The 14,890-nt window shown below is 64.8% G+C and carries 12 protein-coding genes; 9 read left to right on the top strand and 3 right to left on the bottom strand.

Going from position 1 to position 14,890, the window contains the following annotated elements; all coding sequences use genetic code 11:
* Window positions 1–753: 753 nt before the first annotated feature.
* Window positions 754–1,491 carry a hypothetical protein gene (locus BFL28_RS17505; protein ID WP_069321790.1) on the bottom strand — a complete coding sequence of 246 codons (738 nt, stop codon included), beginning with the start codon at window positions 1,489–1,491 and terminating at the stop codon, window positions 754–756.
* A gap of 282 nt (window positions 1,492–1,773) precedes the next feature.
* Between BFL28_RS17505 and BFL28_RS17500 the strand changes: the two genes are divergently transcribed.
* Genes BFL28_RS17500 through BFL28_RS17485 form a run of 4 tightly spaced genes read left to right on the top strand, consistent with a single transcriptional unit; the run spans window position 1,774 to window position 8,310 of the window.
* Entirely contained in the window at window positions 1,774–5,214 is a 3,441-nt protein-coding gene (locus tag BFL28_RS17500; RefSeq protein WP_069321789.1) for a response regulator, read from the top strand.
* Window positions 5,211–6,050, top strand: a complete 840-nt coding sequence (locus tag BFL28_RS17495; RefSeq protein ID WP_069321788.1) for a CheR family methyltransferase — start codon at window positions 5,211–5,213, stop codon at window positions 6,048–6,050. Before BFL28_RS17500 ends, BFL28_RS17495 begins: the two co-directional genes overlap by 4 nt.
* Window positions 6,047–6,619 carry a chemotaxis protein CheB gene (locus BFL28_RS17490; RefSeq protein ID WP_069321787.1) on the top strand — a complete coding sequence of 191 codons (573 nt, stop codon included), beginning with the start codon at window positions 6,047–6,049 and terminating at the stop codon, window positions 6,617–6,619. The genes BFL28_RS17495 and BFL28_RS17490 overlap by 4 nt, the downstream gene beginning before the upstream one ends.
* Window positions 6,616–8,310, top strand: a complete 1,695-nt coding sequence (locus BFL28_RS17485; protein ID WP_069321786.1) for a response regulator — start codon at window positions 6,616–6,618, stop codon at window positions 8,308–8,310. Before BFL28_RS17490 ends, BFL28_RS17485 begins: the two co-directional genes overlap by 4 nt.
* Here the strand turns inward: BFL28_RS17485 and BFL28_RS17480 are convergent.
* Window positions 8,307–9,089 (bottom strand): IclR family transcriptional regulator, encoded by a 783-nt coding sequence (locus BFL28_RS17480; RefSeq protein ID WP_241527383.1) that lies wholly within the window; start codon window positions 9,087–9,089, stop codon window positions 8,307–8,309. The genes BFL28_RS17485 and BFL28_RS17480 overlap by 4 nt on opposite strands.
* Window positions 9,090–9,178: 89 nt before the next feature.
* On the opposite strand from BFL28_RS17480, the gene BFL28_RS17475 reads away from it, so the two are divergent.
* From BFL28_RS17475 to dmpG, 3 genes are read left to right on the top strand one after another with little or no spacing between them, the layout of a single operon-like run.
* Window positions 9,179–9,961, top strand: a complete 783-nt coding sequence (locus BFL28_RS17475) for a 2-keto-4-pentenoate hydratase (RefSeq protein WP_069321784.1) — start codon at window positions 9,179–9,181, stop codon at window positions 9,959–9,961.
* 4 nt (window positions 9,962–9,965) lie between these two features.
* Window positions 9,966–10,907: an acetaldehyde dehydrogenase (acetylating) gene (locus BFL28_RS17470; protein WP_069321783.1), complete on the top strand. Its 942-nt coding sequence runs from the start codon at window positions 9,966–9,968 to the stop codon at window positions 10,905–10,907.
* Window positions 10,904–11,926: a 4-hydroxy-2-oxovalerate aldolase gene (gene dmpG / locus BFL28_RS17465; protein ID WP_069321782.1), complete on the top strand. Its 1,023-nt coding sequence runs from the start codon at window positions 10,904–10,906 to the stop codon at window positions 11,924–11,926. The genes BFL28_RS17470 and dmpG overlap by 4 nt, the downstream gene beginning before the upstream one ends.
* A gap of 42 nt (window positions 11,927–11,968) precedes the next feature.
* Here the strand turns inward: dmpG and BFL28_RS17460 are convergent, their stop codons facing one another.
* Window positions 11,969–12,790 carry a TauD/TfdA dioxygenase family protein gene (locus BFL28_RS17460; protein WP_069321820.1) on the bottom strand — a complete coding sequence of 274 codons (822 nt, stop codon included), beginning with the start codon at window positions 12,788–12,790 and terminating at the stop codon, window positions 11,969–11,971.
* A gap of 114 nt (window positions 12,791–12,904) precedes the next feature.
* On the opposite strand from BFL28_RS17460, the gene BFL28_RS17455 reads away from it, so the two are divergent.
* Window positions 12,905–13,540 carry a GntR family transcriptional regulator gene (locus BFL28_RS17455; RefSeq protein WP_069321781.1) on the top strand — a complete coding sequence of 212 codons (636 nt, stop codon included), beginning with the start codon at window positions 12,905–12,907 and terminating at the stop codon, window positions 13,538–13,540.
* A gap of 93 nt (window positions 13,541–13,633) precedes the next feature.
* Window positions 13,634–14,860 carry an MFS transporter gene (locus BFL28_RS17450; RefSeq protein ID WP_069321819.1) on the top strand — a complete coding sequence of 409 codons (1,227 nt, stop codon included), beginning with the start codon at window positions 13,634–13,636 and terminating at the stop codon, window positions 14,858–14,860.
* Window positions 14,861–14,890 lie beyond the last annotated feature (30 nt).

Raw genomic sequence — 14,890 nt, 5'->3', positions numbered from 1 at the left:
CAAAGTCCCGCCAAACGAAGCCCATGGAACGGCTTTTCTTTACCGAGCACCTGGCACCTAGAAGCTGCCAGACCCGGGGCCGCCGCCCACATGTCCCTTCATCAAAATCACTATGTCAAAGAGCGACGCTCAACCCCTCCCGCATTTTACCGCGGAGGGTGCGCAAGGCTGTACAGCAACGCTGTCCATGCCCATCTGCTAAAGAGCGTTCCCGACTGCCTTTTCAAGCCGGTGATGGTCGATCCATCGCCTCGGGAGGGCGCCATCTATGACCCGAATCGCCGGCCGTCAAGCAGCAAATCCAACTTTTTCGCAGCGCATTCAAAAAAGCGGCCATGCCACAGCTTGCCGAAGATGCAGCCGCGACGCGCGCAGACGCGGGCATTGACGCTTGGGCTTTCGGATGGATCGACAGCGCACCTGCAGGTCCGGTCATGCCCAACAATCTCGATCGCGTTGCGCATCATGCGGAAAGCGATGACCCGCTGCCGCATAGGCTGAGCAAAGCGGGTCGCGGTTTGCGGCTGGCTTAGCCGAAAAAAAAGGGCCGGCATTTGCCGGCCCCGAAAAGTTTTAGGAGAGGATGCCTGAAAGGCCTGACCGTTGTGCACTGCAGCATTGCCCGACGCAAGTGCAACAACTCGGCCGGCATATGCAGTCGGTGCAATCGCTACCTGCCTGTGGGATCGTAGCACGTGTCGGGCACAAGAGCGTGATCGGCGCATGCGCGTTCCGCTGTCCAGCGATAGCCGATCAACCCGCCTTGGCGCCCCGGCAAGGGCCTCGATTTCCAGCGCGCGCCACCATGCTGGCCAATGTCGCAACCAGCAGTCGATCCGCTGCGTGCGGCTCCCGCGCGCCTGCTCTCGTCGTGAGCGAGTCGATGAAGTCGGTGAACGGCCCATCGATTGCGCAGATCACTGCGGTGGGTTCACAATTGATATCGGCAAAGGGCAACAGTGCGTGCGCCAGCTGGGCCCGGGCGGTTCCGTCATGCCTGACCTTGGCATGCCGCTCGGATCGCATGAATTCCGCGACGATCTCGACAAATTCCGGATCATCGACCTCGACGATCGGGTCTTCTTCGCCGGTCATCGGCACGGCGTCGGGCAGTGGTTCGGCAAGCGGCGCGCGCTTGCCATCGCGCATCAGCGGCCCTTGGGCGTCGATAACCTGATGCAGCCGCTCGGCCTCCGGGCGCGAACGTCCGGTGCGTAGATCTGGGGCGGGTCCGAGCAGGCTGGACGCGCGCCGAACCATCGCCTCAAGCTGCGCCTGCGTGCCATCGGGCGCAAAGCCGGCGCACGCTCGCTTCCTGCGGCCTCGCCGCCAAGCCAAGCCCGCCAGACCGCCGGCCAGAAGTGCGAACGTGAGCGACACGCCGGCCGCGCCTCCAAACCGCCAGCGCTGCGTTACCGGCATCCGATGCGTGTCGGTACCGGCGGCGTCGGCTTCGGCTCGCAGCACGGCATTGCGGGTCGATGCGCTCATCGTCCTTGGCCAGCTGACCGAACGCCGCCCAAGTCGCGTCGCAGATATTCCATCAACAGGCTGATCGCCTCCAGCATAGTCGCTCAACGGCAGGATCGATCGCCCGGTTCCGGAATGGTCCCGTTTTGCAGCAGCTTGATCGTCGCCAGACGTCCGTCGCTCAGCGCTGCCGATCGTTGCGGGCGCAGTTGCCGGGCCGAATACGAGGCAATTGCGACTTGCACTGGCGCGCCAGCCATGAAACCGGAGCGAAGATTACCCACTGCCGGGATGTAGAGTAATATGGCGAACCGCTCCGTGAGCGCCCTGCCCCATGCGCGCAACAGGATCGGCCTGGGCACAGCCCTGGGCGTCGGTGGCGCGCTGATCTTTTTTCTGATCACCGGCGCGCTCGCCTATTCAAACATGCTCACGCTGCGCGCCGACACAGCCAAGGTCGTGCATACGCATGAGGTCATCACGGAGTTGAGCAGCCTGTTGTCCGCGGCGCAGGACGCGGAAACCGGGCAGCGCGGTTTTCTGTTGACCGGCAACAATCGCTATCTCGAGCCTTATCAGGACGCGGTGGCGCGCGCGGACGCCAGCGTGACCACCATTCAAGCGCTGGTCGCCGACAATCCCGTTCAACAACTCAACCTGCGCCGGCTGAAGCCGCGTCTCGACGCAAGGTACAACGAACTGCGGCAGACCATCGAGCTGCGGCGGACCCAGGGCACAGCGGCGGCGCTGGAGGTCGTCAACACTGACCGCGGCAAGGTGCAGATGGACGCCGTGCGGGCGCAGATCGATGCCATGCGCAACGAAGAGCGGCGGCTGCGCGGTGTCCGGCTCCAGCAGATGGACAGCGCCTATTCGACCGCGACGTTGAGCGGCATCCTCGCCGCAATCCTCGGCATCGGCCTGACGCTCGCTGTGGGCCTGCTCGTACACCGCAGCACGCTCTCACGGCAGCGCCAAGCCTGGTTGCAGGCGGGTGAAGTCGGCCTTGGCCAGGCGATGCTGGGTGACAAGGGCGTGCAGGAATTGAGCGAGAGCATCCTCGATTTCCTGACGCCCCATCTCGGCGCCCAGGCCAGCGTATTGTTCAAGGGGGAGCATGGTGCTTTCGAGCGCCTTGCGATGCTTGGCGTGCCCGATGGCGCCATCGTGCCCGAACGGTTCGCTCTGCGTGAAGGCATGCTCGGTCGGGTTGCCGCCGATGGCGCGCCGGTGGTGCTGGACGACGTGCCCGATGGCTATCTGACACTCGGCTCGGCATTGGGTCGCGACAAGCCGCGCCACCTGCTTATCGCTCCGCTCAACGCCGATGGCGAAGTGAACGCGGTCATCGAGCTTGGCTTCCTGCACCCGGTGGATGCGGCAACGATCGAGTTTCTTGAGCGAATCGCCCATCCCGCCGGCGTCGCGCTGCGCTCAGCCAAATATCGCACGGAGCTTCAGGCGCTCCTCGAAGAAACGCAGCGCCAGTCCGAAGAGCTTCAAGTGCAGAGCGAGGAGCTGAAGGTCTCGAACGAGGAGCTGGAGGAACAGGGCCGCGCGCTCAAGGAATCCGCCGTGCGGCTGGAGCAGCAGCAGGTCGAGCTCGAGCAGACCAATTCCCAGCTGGAAGAACAGGCACAACTTCTTGAGACGCAACGGGACGACCTTGCCCGCACGAGTGCCGCGGTCGAGCTGAAGGCGCGCGAGCTAGAACAGGCCAGCCAGTACAAGTCCGACTTCCTCTCCAATATGAGCCACGAGCTGCGTACCCCGCTCAACTCGCTGCTGATCCTCTCGAAGCTGCTCGGCGACAATCCGCACGGCAATCTCACCGACGAACAGACGCAATATGCCCGCACCATCCAGGCATCGGGCAACGATCTGCTGAACCTGATCAACGATATTCTCGACCTATCGAAGATCGAGGCCGGGCATATCGAGATCGACGCCCAGGCGGTCACCCTGGCTCGCCTGGCCGCCGATCTGCGCCAGACGTTCGACCCGATCGCCAGGGAACGTGGCCTCGAATTCAAGATCGACATCGCCGATGACTCGGAGCCGACGATCGGCACCGACCGCCAGCGACTTGAACAGATCCTCAAGAATCTGCTCGCCAATGCCTTCAAGTTCACCGAGGCCGGAAGCGTGACGCTAAGCATCGCGCCGGTGCGCGAGGATCGCGTGGCGTTGACCGTGACCGATACCGGAATCGGCATCTCGGCCGAACAGCATCAGGCGATCTTCGAAGCGTTTCGCCAGGCCGATGGCGCGATCAACCGCAAGTTCGGCGGCACGGGCCTTGGTCTGTCGATCTCGCGTGAGCTGGCGCGGTTGCTCGGCGGCACGATTTCGCTGGAAAGCAAGCCAGGCGCGGGCAGCAGCTTCACCCTAATGATCCCGGTCGATTACGATCCGGCGCTGGTCGAACCGCGCGGCGAACCGGCTGCGGCCGCGCCCTCGACGGCACCCCCGTCGACGCCGGCGCCTGCCGTGCCGGCATCGCGACGCGCGCCACGGCTCGCGCCGATCGAGGACGATCGCGAGCGATTGGAGGGGGCTCAACGTGTGCTGCTGGTGGTCGAGGACGATCGCGTCTTTGCCGGCATCGTCCGCGATATCTCGCGCGAAGCGGGGTTCCGCACCATCGTCGCCGGCACCGCCGAAGAAGCACTCGACCTTGCCCGCGAGCACAAGCCGAGTGCGATCGTTCTGGACCTTGGCCTGCCTGACCAGTCGGGTCTTGCCGTGCTCGATCGGCTGAAGCGCGAGGATGCGACACGCCACATCCCGATCCATGTCGTCTCTGCCAGCGATCAGACCCAGACCGCCTTTTCGCTCGGGGCGATGGGCTATCTGGTCAAGCCGGTGAAGCGCGAGGATCTGGCACAAGCGCTGGAAGCGCTGGAGGCGCAGCTCACCCGCACCATGCGCCGTGTGCTGATCGTCGAGGACGATCCGTTGCAGCGCGACGCGGTCGGCAAGCTGCTCGCCGGGCCGGAAGTCGAGACGGTAGGTGCGGGCACCGCCGCCGAATGCCTCGCGCTGCTGCGCGAACAGACGTTCGACTGCATGGTGCTGGACCTGACGCTGCCCGACGCATCGGGCTTCACGCTGCTCGAAACCTTGAGCCAGGACGAGGCGCACGGCTTTCCGCCGGTGATCGTCTATACCGGGCACGATCTCAGCCGGGAGGACGAACAGCAACTGCGCCGCTATTCCAGTTCAATCATCATCAAGGGTGCGAAGTCGCCCGAACGGCTGCTCGACGAAGTCACGCTGTTCTTGCATCAGGTGGTTTCGGAACTGCCGCCCGAGCAGCAAAAGATGATCCAGCAGGCGCGGCACCGCGATGCAGTGCTCGAAGGACGGCGGATCCTGATCGTCGAGGATGATGTCCGAAACGTCTATTCGCTGACCAACATCCTTGAACCGCGCGGCGCCAAAGTGACGATCGCGCGCAACGGGCAGGAGGCACTCGACGCGCTGGATACCGCCGCCGGCACGGCCGACGCGATCGACCTGGTACTGATGGACGTGATGATGCCGGTGATGGACGGGCTGGAAGCCACGCGCCGCCTGCGGCTGGATCGCCGCTGGGGCAAGCTGCCCGTCATCATGCTGACCGCCAAGGCGATGCCGGACGATCAGGCGAATTGCCTGGCTGCCGGCGCCAACGACTATATGGCCAAGCCCCTCGACGTCGATAAGCTGCTCTCGCTCGTGCGGGTCTGGATGCCGCGATGAGCGAAGCCGTGCGGAGCGAATCGGTCGAGGACATCGAGATTCAGCTGCTGCTTGAGGCGCTGTATCGACGCTATCACTACGACTTTCGCCATTATGCCCGCGCATCGATCAAGCGCCGGCTGCGACAAGCGTTGGAACAGCTGGGGTTTAAGAATTTCTCGGCGATGCAACAGGCGCTGCTGCACGGCGACACCCTGGTCACGCGCTTGCTCGATTACCTCACGGTGCAGGTGAGCGAGATGTTTCGCGATCCTGGCTATTTCCGTGCGGTCCGCGAAAAGGTGCTGCCGCATCTGCGCACCTACCCCTCGCTCAAGCTGTGGATCGCGGGGTGCAGCCAGGGCGAGGAACTCTATTCCTTTGCGATCATGCTGCATGAGGAAGGGTTGCTGGACCGCACGCTGATCTATGCGACGGACATCAATCCCGCCGCGCTCGAAGCAGCGCAGGCCGGCGTTTACGCGCTCGACCGGCTGGCGGCGTTCACGCGCAACCACCAGTTGGCAGGCGGCAAGTCGTCGCTATCGGACTATTACACCACGGCCTATGGCCGCGCGGTGTTCGACAAGGCACTGCGCGCGCAGGTCGTCTTTTCCGACCACAGCCTGGTCACCGACGCCGTCTTCGCCGAATGCCAGTTCGTGTCGTGCCGCAACGTCATGATCTATTTCGACCGCCAGCTTCAGGACCGCGCGGTTGGCCTGTTCAGGGATTCGCTCAGCCGGCGCGGGTTTCTCGGCCTTGGCTCCAAGGAGACGCTGCGCTTCTCCGCACATGCCGATGCCTTCAGCGAGTTCGTGCGCGAGGAAAAAATCTATCAGCGGCGGGATGGATGAGCGAAGCCGATCCTCGCGCGGTCGTCATCGGCGCATCGGCGGGCGCGGTGCAGGCGCTGTCGGAAATCCTGCCGCGCCTGCCCGCCGACTATCCGCTGCCGGTGCTGATCGTCGTGCATGTGCCAGATTCACCTTCCGGGCTGGTGACGCTGTTCGCAAGCAAGAGCGCCGTCGCGGTCCGCGAGCCGGAGGACAAGGAGCCGATCGTGCCGGCGACCGTCTATGTCGCGCCCCCCGGTTATCACTTGCTGGTCGAACCCGATCGCAGCATCGCGCTGTCCACCGACGAGCCGGTGCTGTTTTCGCGACCGTCGATCGACGTGTTGTTCGAAAGCGCCGCGGAAAGCTATGGTCGCGGCTTGGTGGCCGTGATCCTCACCGGCGCGAACGAGGATGGCGCGCGAGGAGCGGCTGCCGTGCACGCCGCAGGCGGCACGGTGCTGGTCGAGGACCCGGCACACGCCTATGCCGCCACGATGCCGAGCGCGGCGCTTCTCCGCTGTCCTGACGCCATCGTCCTGTCACTCGACGGCATCGTCGATCATCTGCTGAACCTTGGAACATCATGATCAATCCGCGCGAACCGATCCACTTCCTGCTCGTCGACGACCTCGAGGAGAATTTGCTTGCGCTCGAAGCATTGCTGCGCCGCGAGGGACTCGCGTTTCTGAGGGCGCGGTCGGGGGAAGAGGCGCTGGAGCTGCTCCTGCGCCATGAAGTCGCGCTTGCCCTGCTCGACGTTCAGATGCCGGGCATGGACGGGTTCGAGCTGGCGGAGTTCATGCGCGGCAACGAACGCACCCGGCATGTGCCGATCATCTTCGTCACCGCCGGCAGCGCAGATAGGCAGCGCCGGTTCAGGGGGTATGAAGCGGGCGCCGTCGATTTCATACAAAAGCCGATCGAACCCGACATCCTGCGCGGCAAGGCCGCCGTGTTCCTCGACCTGCATGAACAGCGCCAGGCATTGGCCGGTGCGGCCGAACGCCTGGAGAGCCAGGTCCGCGAGCGGACCGCGGAGCTTGAACACACCCTGGCGCGGCTGCAGTCGGAGATCGCCGAGCGCGAACGCGCCGAGGCTTCGCTGCGCCAAAGCCAGAAGATGGAAGCGGTCGGCCAGCTGACCGGTGGAATCGCGCATGACTTCAACAACATGCTGACCGGTATCATCGGCTCGCTCGATCTGATGCGGCGCAAGATCGCGGCCGGCCGCACCGACGAGATCGACCGCTATATCGATGCGGCCAGCAGCTCGGCCGAGCGCGCGGCGTCACTCACGCACCGGCTGCTCGCCTTCTCGCGACGCCAGTCGCTCGACCCCCGTCCCCTGGACATCAACGATCTGGTCGCATCGATGTCGCCGCTGGTCGAACATGCGCTGCCCGAGCAGATCGAACTGGCGCTCGTCTATGGCGCCGATCTTCCGCACACGCTTGCCGATGCGAACCAGCTGGAAAATGCGATCCTCAACCTGGCGCTGAACGCGCGCGACGCGATGCTCGATGGCGGGCGGCTGACGATCGAGACGCGCCTGGTCGATGTCGACGCTGCGCACAGCGCGACGCGTGCCGGGCTGCCGCTCGGTCAATTCGTGATGGTGTCCGTCTCCGACACCGGGACCGGCATCCCGGCCGATTTGCTCGAAAAGGTTTTCGACCCCTTCTTCACCACCAAGCCGATTGGCCAGGGCACCGGCCTGGGCCTTTCGATGGTCTATGGCTTCGCTCAGCAAAGCGGCGGCGCGGTACGCATCCACAGCGAACCGGGCCTAGGCACAGCGGTGAAACTGTATCTGCCAACCACCACCGCGCAAGCCGCCGCCCCGGCGCAGCGGCAGGCCCCACCCAGGCGTGGCTCCGGCGAGCGCGTGTTGATCGTGGAGGACGACCAGTCGGTCCGCATGCTGGTCCGCGAAGTGCTTCAGGAGCTGCAATATGAGGCCGTCGAGATCGCCGACCCGACTGCCGCGCTGCCACTGCTCGCCTCTGACGAGCGCATCGACCTCATGGTTTCCGACATCGGCATGCCCGGCATCAACGGTCGGGACCTGGCCGACGCCGCACGCCGCCATCGCCCCGATTTACCGGTCCTGTTCATCACCGGCTATGCCGAACAGGCAACCCAACGCGGCGATTTCCTGGGTGAGAATATGTCGATGATCACCAAGCCGTTCTCGCTCGAGCTGCTGGCGACAAAGATCGGCGATCTGATCGGCCGGGACGGGCCGGACGATGGCGGCAACGGCGATCAAGGCGACTAGCTGCCGCTCGCCTGCCCGGCCAAGCTGCCCATCCCGCCGAATGTCGACTGTTCGATCTGCCCGGCCGCGCGCAGCAGCGCTTGCGAATAGCGATCCCGCTCGCGATCCTGCCAGCACGCGCTGCTGCGGCTAATCGATATGGCAGCGACCACCTGCCCCCGAACGCCACGGATCGGAACCGCCATGCAGATCAGCCCCCGGGCGATTTCGGCATCGTCGGTCGCAAAGCCCTGCTGGCGCACTTTCTCCAGCTCTCGCGCAAGGTCGTTCGGGGCGGTCAGGGTCCGGTCGGTCAGCGCCGGAAACGGCCCGGTAGCAAGATAGGCTTGTTGCTCGGCATCGCTCAAACTGGCGAGCAGGACCTTGCCGATCGCCGAGCAATAGGCCTCCAGCTGCATGCCGACCTTCGTGAACAATGCGTTCGCGCCCGATCCCGCCTTCAACCGATAGGTCACCATGTCGTTTTCAAGTGTGCCCAGTTGAGCGATCGTCCCGAGCTCTGCGGCAAGATCGGCGATGAACGGTGCGGCGGCGGTGACCACCAGCTGCTTTTCATCGACCTGATGCAATAGCGTGAGCAGGCGCGGCCCTGCGATGTGCGCGCCGCGCGTCGTACGCGCCAGATAACCTTCGGCCACCAGCGTCGCGACTTGCCGATGAGCGGTTGCGACGGGGACGCCTGTCTGGCGCGCAACCGCCGACACGCTCGATCGGCCGCCATCGGCAATGACCGCTTCGAGCATCGCGAGTACACGCGTGGTGGATTGGATCGCAGGCACACCGCTTCTCATTCTGCGAGAAACTAGCGTCCTGTTCGGCTGGTGCCAACTGCCGCGTGGCCATAGGTTGACTGCAAAGAGGAGCGGGTATGAGCGACATCAACCATGAAGAGGCCGCACGGCGGTTGCGCGACGCCTATTCGAGCGGAGCCATCCCGCCGCTGCGCGATTGGCTCGATCCGACCGATGCCGATGGTGCCTATGCGGTGCAGACCATCAACACGCGTTTCTGGCAAGCGGACGGACGCCGCATCATCGGGCGCAAGGCCGGCCTGACGGCCAAGGCAGTCCAGGCGCAGCTTGGGGTGAATCAGCCCGATTTCGGCGTGCTGTTCGCGGACATGGAGATCGCCGACGGCGGCTCGCTCGATCCCGCGCGCGCACTCCAACCCAAGGCGGAGGCGGAGATCGCCTTCGTGCTCGGCGCGGATCTGCCGAACGCCGACACCACGGCCGAGCAGGTCGCGGCAGCGGTGAAGAGCGTGCATGCCGCGATCGAGATCGTCGACAGCCGCATCGCCGACTGGAAGATCACCTTCGCCGATACCGTGGCCGATAACGGCTCGTCCGCATTCTTTGTGCTTGGCGAAGGCAAGCCGCTCCCAGGCGTGGATCTGGAAGGCGCGGCGATGGAAATGACTTTCGACGGCGCGGTCGTATCGACCGGCGTCGGTGCGGCGGCGCTCGGCAATCCACTGAACGCTGCCGCCTGGCTTGCGCAGACGCTGGCAGCGCGGGGCGAGCCGTTGAAGGCCGGCGATATCCTGCTTGCCGGCGCGCTCGGGCCGATGGTCGCGCTGACCCCGGGCATTCGGGTCCATGCGAGCGTCGCCGGCATCGGCACGGTCGGCTTCACTTACGACAAGGACTGACATCATGGCGAAGACCAAGGTCGCCATCATCGGATCGGGCAATATCGGCACCGACCTGATGATCAAGATTATGCGCCTGTCCGACACGCTCGAGATCGGCGCGTTCGTTGGCATCGATCCCGAGAGCGACGGCTTAAAGCGCGCGCAGCGGCTGGGTGTGCCGATCACCGCAGGCGGCATCGACGGACTGGTGGCGATGCCCGAGTTCGCGCAGATCGACATCGTGTTCGACGCGACCTCTGCCGGGGCGCACAAGCATCATGATGCGGTGCTGCGCCAGCATGGCAAGCGTGTGGTGGACCTCACTCCCGCAGCAATCGGCCCCTATACGATCCCGCCCGTCAACGGCGACGCGAACCTCGACGCCGCCAACGTCAACATGGTGACGTGCGGCGGCCAGGCGACAATCCCGATCGTCGCAGCGGTGAACCGTGTGACGAAGGTACATTATGGCGAGATCGTCGCCTCGATCGCATCGAAGAGCGCCGGGCCGGGCACGCGCGCCAATATCGACGAGTTCACCGAAACGACGAGCCAGGCGATCGTCGAGGTCGGCGGCGCGACGCGGGGTAAGGCGATCATCGTGCTCAATCCGGCCGAGCCGCCGCTGATCATGCGGGACACCGTTTATTGCCTGTGCGACGATGGCGACCGCGACGCGATCCGCCAATCGATCGAGGACATGGTGGGCGAGGTGCAGACCTATGTCCCCGGCTATCGCCTGAAACAGGCGGTGCAGTTCGAGGCGATCGGCGGCAACCAGCCGCTGCGCATTCCGGAAATGGCGGAAACCGGACGCACCGAGTTCACCGGGCTCAAGGTCTCGGTATTCCTCGAGGTCGAGGGCGCGGCGCATTACCTGCCGGCCTATGCCGGCAATCTCGACATCATGACCTCGGCCGCTTTGAAGACGGCGGAAAAGATCGCGCAGAGGATGGCGGCATGAGCTTCGATCCCACCAGCACCAAGCTGTACATTCAGGACGTGACGCTGCGCGACGGCATGCACGCGATCCGGCATCAATATGGCCTGGATCATGTGAAGGCGATCGCCCGTGCGCTCGACCGGGCCAAGGTCGATGCGATCGAAGTATCGCATGGGGATGGGCTGCAGGGCAGCTCGTTCAACTATGGCTTTGGCGCGCATACCGATTGGGACTGGATCGGCGCGGTGGCCGAAGTGCTGGAACATAGCGTGCTGACCACGCTGCTCCTGCCCGGCATTGGGACCGTCCATGACTTGAAGCACGCCTATGAAATGGGCGTGCGTTCGGTGCGCATCGCGACGCATTGCACCGAGGCGGATGTGTCGAAACAGCATATCGAGGCGGCACGCGGCCTGGGCATGGACGTGTCCGGCTTTCTGATGATGAGCCATATGAGCGACCCCGAGTCGCTCGCGCAGCAGGCCAAGCTGATGGAGAGCTATGGCGCGCATTGCGTCTATGTGACCGACAGCGGCGGCGCGATGAACATGGCGGATTACGCCGCGCGATTGCAGGCGTACGACCGCGTGCTCAAGCCCGAGACGCAGCGCGGCGTCCATGCGCACCACAACCTGTCGCTCGGCGTCGCCAATTCGATGGCGGCGGTCGAAAATGGCGCGATCCGGGTCGATGCCTCGCTCGCCGGCATGGGCGCCGGCGCGGGCAATGCGCCGCTCGAAGTGTTCATCGCCGCCGCCGATCGCTGCGGCTGGAACCATGGCTGCGACCTGTACGCGCTGATGGATACGGCGGAGGAGCTGGTACGGCCGCTTCAGGATCGCCCGGTACGCGTCGATCGCGAAACGCTGACGCTGGGCTATGCGGGCGTATATTCCAGCTTCCTGCGCCATGCCGAGAAAGCGGCGAGCGACTATGGCCTCGATACACGAACGATCCTGACCGAGGTGGGCCGTCGCAAGATGGTCGGCGGGCAGGAAGACATGATCGTCGACGTGGCGCTGGACCTGACGCAGCGGTGAGGGGCTGCAGCGGCGCGACGGTCGCGCCGCCGCCCTGACCGATCAGGCGGCCAACGCTTCTTCCTGGCCCGGAACGTCCTCGATCTGCACGCGAAAGCCCGAGCGGACCTGCGGGTAATAATCCCAGATCGCGAGATGCTGGGTGCAGCGATTGTCCCAGAATGCCACCGAATGCTGCTCCCATTTGAAGCGGCATTGGAAATAGGCGTTCTCGACATGGCGATAGAGGAAGTCGAGTACCGCTTGGCTTTCCGCGGGCGGCAGTTCGTTGATGTGGCTGGTGAAGCCCTTGTTGACGAACAGCACCTTCTTGCCCGTCACCGGATGCACGCGGATCACCGGGTGCGTTGCGATCGGATACTGGCCGGTTGGATCGAACCGGCCGAATGCCAGCCGCCCGTCATGCACTGCGGTCAGCCCCTCCAGATACGCTTTCATGCGATCGGACAGCGCATCATATGCGGCGTACATGCTGGAGAATGCGGTGTCCCCGCCCATCGTCGGCAGCGTGTGGAGATAGAGGATGCTGCCCATTGGCGGCTTTTTCGCGCAGGTCATGTCACTGTGCCATTCCTCGCCCGCGACATGCTTCGACGTCTCGTCGGCGTGCAGCTTGCGCACCTCGGGGTGGTCGGGAAGCCCCTTGAGCGCATGCGCCTGAAGGTTGCCGAAATGCTGCCCCAGCCGCTTCAGCGACGCCGGGTCGAGCGGCTGGTTGTGGAAGAAGATCACCTGATGGTCCGCAATCGCCTGATGCAGATCCTCAATTTGTTCAGGATTCAGCGGTGCGGTCAGATCGACCCCGGAAATGATCGCCCCGATGCGCGGCGTCAGCGGGTCGGCGGTAATCGTGCGATAGGCCACGGCATGCTCCACTATAGTGTATACACGGATGTATACACTGCTGCAGTGACTGGCAAGCCTAGGCGAATGCGTGTCACGCGGTTACATCCGGCAGGTATGGGGCAAGCGACGTAAATGGCTGGACGGGCGAGCGATCGCGTCTATGCGCAACTGCGGCAGGCAATTGATCAGGGCATGATCGTGCCGGGCCAGCGCTTGCTGGAGGTCGAGGTGGCGGAGCGCTTCGCGGTGTCGCGGACGCCGGTGCGCGAGGCATTGATCCGCCTGGCGCGGGAGGGCGTGCTGGAAAAAGCCGAGCGCGGCTTCGGCGTGCCGCATGACGATCGCCGCACCTTTTTCGAGCGGATCGATGCGCGGCGGCTGCTGGATGTCGAGATTGCCCGCCTGGCAGCGCTCGCTACTGCGCAGACTGCGCCGCGCGATACGCTCGAGGCCGAACTGGCCGCTGCCGAGGCCGCGCATGCGGATGACGAACCACAAGCCTTTGCGCAGGCGCATTATGCGCTGCGTGACGCCGTTCGCGTGCTCGCGGGAAACCGCCTGCTGGCGCGCTGCGCGGAACTGGTCGACGACAGCTTTCGGGTCGGACGGGAGCGGCTGTACGCGGTCGAGGCTTATCGCGACCTGACGCTGAAGGCAGACCGGCAGCTCGTCGAAGCCATTCGGTCGGGCGATGCCGATGCCGCAGTCTCGGCGACCCACCTCTTCCTTGATGCGATCGAGCAGGTCGGCCAGCGACGGCCCGATTAGTGTATGATTGTCATACAATGAATTGACAGGGGTCGATGCGCGGTTATCGTTAGCGGGAGACCGGCGGAACAGCCGGCAAAAGGGCTCCCGATGATGCAAGCGCGCAATCAAGGTTGGCTGGTCGTCGCGATCAGCCTGTTCGGCATTTCCACCGGCCCGGCCGCGTTCGGGCTCGCCTCGCTAGGCGTCGTAGCCGAGCCGCTCGCCCGCGAATTCGGCTGGACCCGCACCGCGATCAGCGCGGCGGTGTCGTTGATGATGCTGAGCACGGCGGCATGCATGCCGATCGCGGGCAAAGCGATCGACGTGCTGGGCGCGCGACGCGTGCTGATCCCTTCGATCGCGCTGCTCGCCTTGTGCATGGCCGGCCTCTCCTTCGCCACCGCCTATTGGCAGTTCCTGGTCTGCTATATCGCGATGGGGACGATCGCGGTGGGCACCAACAGCACCGCCTATATGCGGATCATCACCGGCTGGTTCGATCATCGCCGCGGGCTGGCGATCGGGATCGCCGGCAGCGGCACGGGCCTTGGCTTCGCCTATGTCCCGGTGTTGACTCAGGCACTGGTGGACTGGGGCGGCTGGCGGGCCGGCTATCTGGGCCTTGCCGGCCTGCTGCTGCTCGGCACGCTGCCGCTCGTCCTCTTTGCGCTGCATGACGCGCCCGAGCATGACGCGCCCCACGACCAGCCGGACGCCAGGCGCGGCACTCTGGGCGACACGATGGGCGAAGCGATGCGCAAGGCCGATTTCTGGGTGCTTGGCGGCATCTTCGTCGTCCTCGCCTTCGTCCTCTATGGGCTGATCCCGCACCTCGTCCCGTTGCTGCAGGACCGCGGCTTGACGGCGGCGGAAGCGGCGGGCATCGCCTCGGTGTTCGGCATGGCGGCATTCGGCGGGCGGCTGCTCATCGGGTTCATGCTCGACAAGTTCGATGCGCGGCGCATCGCGCTCCTGTTCTTTGGCCTGTCGGCGGTGGGTCTGGCGCTGCTGGCCTTTCCGCTCCCGCTCTGGGCATTCCTGCCCGCCGCGCTGCTGCTGGGCGGCAGCCTGGGCGCCGAGGTAGACATGCTGGCCTATCTCACCAGCCGATACTTCGGTTTGCGCTGCTTCGCGCAGATCTTCTCGACGCTGTTCGCGGCGGTGATGGTGGCGATGGGCCTTGGACCGCTGGCGTTCGGCTTCGTGTTCGACGCGACCGGTTCCTACACCGCAATCCTGGCGGTCGGCGTGCCGATCTGCGTGTTGGCGGCCGGCCTCGTGATGCTGCTCAGCCCCTATGATCAGCGCGAGCGCGGCGGGCAGGTCACGACCACCTGACCCTCAATTTCCAACCTGAACGACAAGCGG

The sequence above is a fragment of the Sphingomonas turrisvirgatae genome, assembly GCF_001721295.1.
Lineage (GTDB): Bacteria > Pseudomonadota > Alphaproteobacteria > Sphingomonadales > Sphingomonadaceae > Sphingomonas > Sphingomonas turrisvirgatae.
This window is presented reverse-complemented; position numbering and strand designations above follow the sequence as displayed.

What these genes read in the sequence shown, in the direction of transcription:
- BFL28_RS17505 (WP_069321790.1), bottom strand. Translation starts at nt 1,491, where the DNA reads ATGAGCGCATCGACCCGCAATGCCGTGCTGCGAGCCGAAGCCGACGCC.
- BFL28_RS17500 (WP_069321789.1), top strand. Translation starts at nt 1,774, where the DNA reads ATGGCGAACCGCTCCGTGAGCGCCCTGCCCCATGCGCGCAACAGGATC.
- BFL28_RS17495 (WP_069321788.1), top strand. Translation starts at nt 5,211, where the DNA reads ATGAGCGAAGCCGTGCGGAGCGAATCGGTCGAGGACATCGAGATTCAG.
- BFL28_RS17490 (WP_069321787.1), top strand. Translation starts at nt 6,047, where the DNA reads ATGAGCGAAGCCGATCCTCGCGCGGTCGTCATCGGCGCATCGGCGGGC.
- BFL28_RS17485 (WP_069321786.1), top strand. Translation starts at nt 6,616, where the DNA reads ATGATCAATCCGCGCGAACCGATCCACTTCCTGCTCGTCGACGACCTC.
- BFL28_RS17475 (WP_069321784.1), top strand. Translation starts at nt 9,179, where the DNA reads ATGAGCGACATCAACCATGAAGAGGCCGCACGGCGGTTGCGCGACGCC.
- BFL28_RS17470 (WP_069321783.1), top strand. Translation starts at nt 9,966, where the DNA reads ATGGCGAAGACCAAGGTCGCCATCATCGGATCGGGCAATATCGGCACC.
- dmpG (WP_069321782.1), top strand. Translation starts at nt 10,904, where the DNA reads ATGAGCTTCGATCCCACCAGCACCAAGCTGTACATTCAGGACGTGACG.
- BFL28_RS17455 (WP_069321781.1), top strand. Translation starts at nt 12,905, where the DNA reads ATGGCTGGACGGGCGAGCGATCGCGTCTATGCGCAACTGCGGCAGGCA.
- BFL28_RS17450 (WP_069321819.1), top strand. Translation starts at nt 13,634, where the DNA reads ATGCAAGCGCGCAATCAAGGTTGGCTGGTCGTCGCGATCAGCCTGTTC.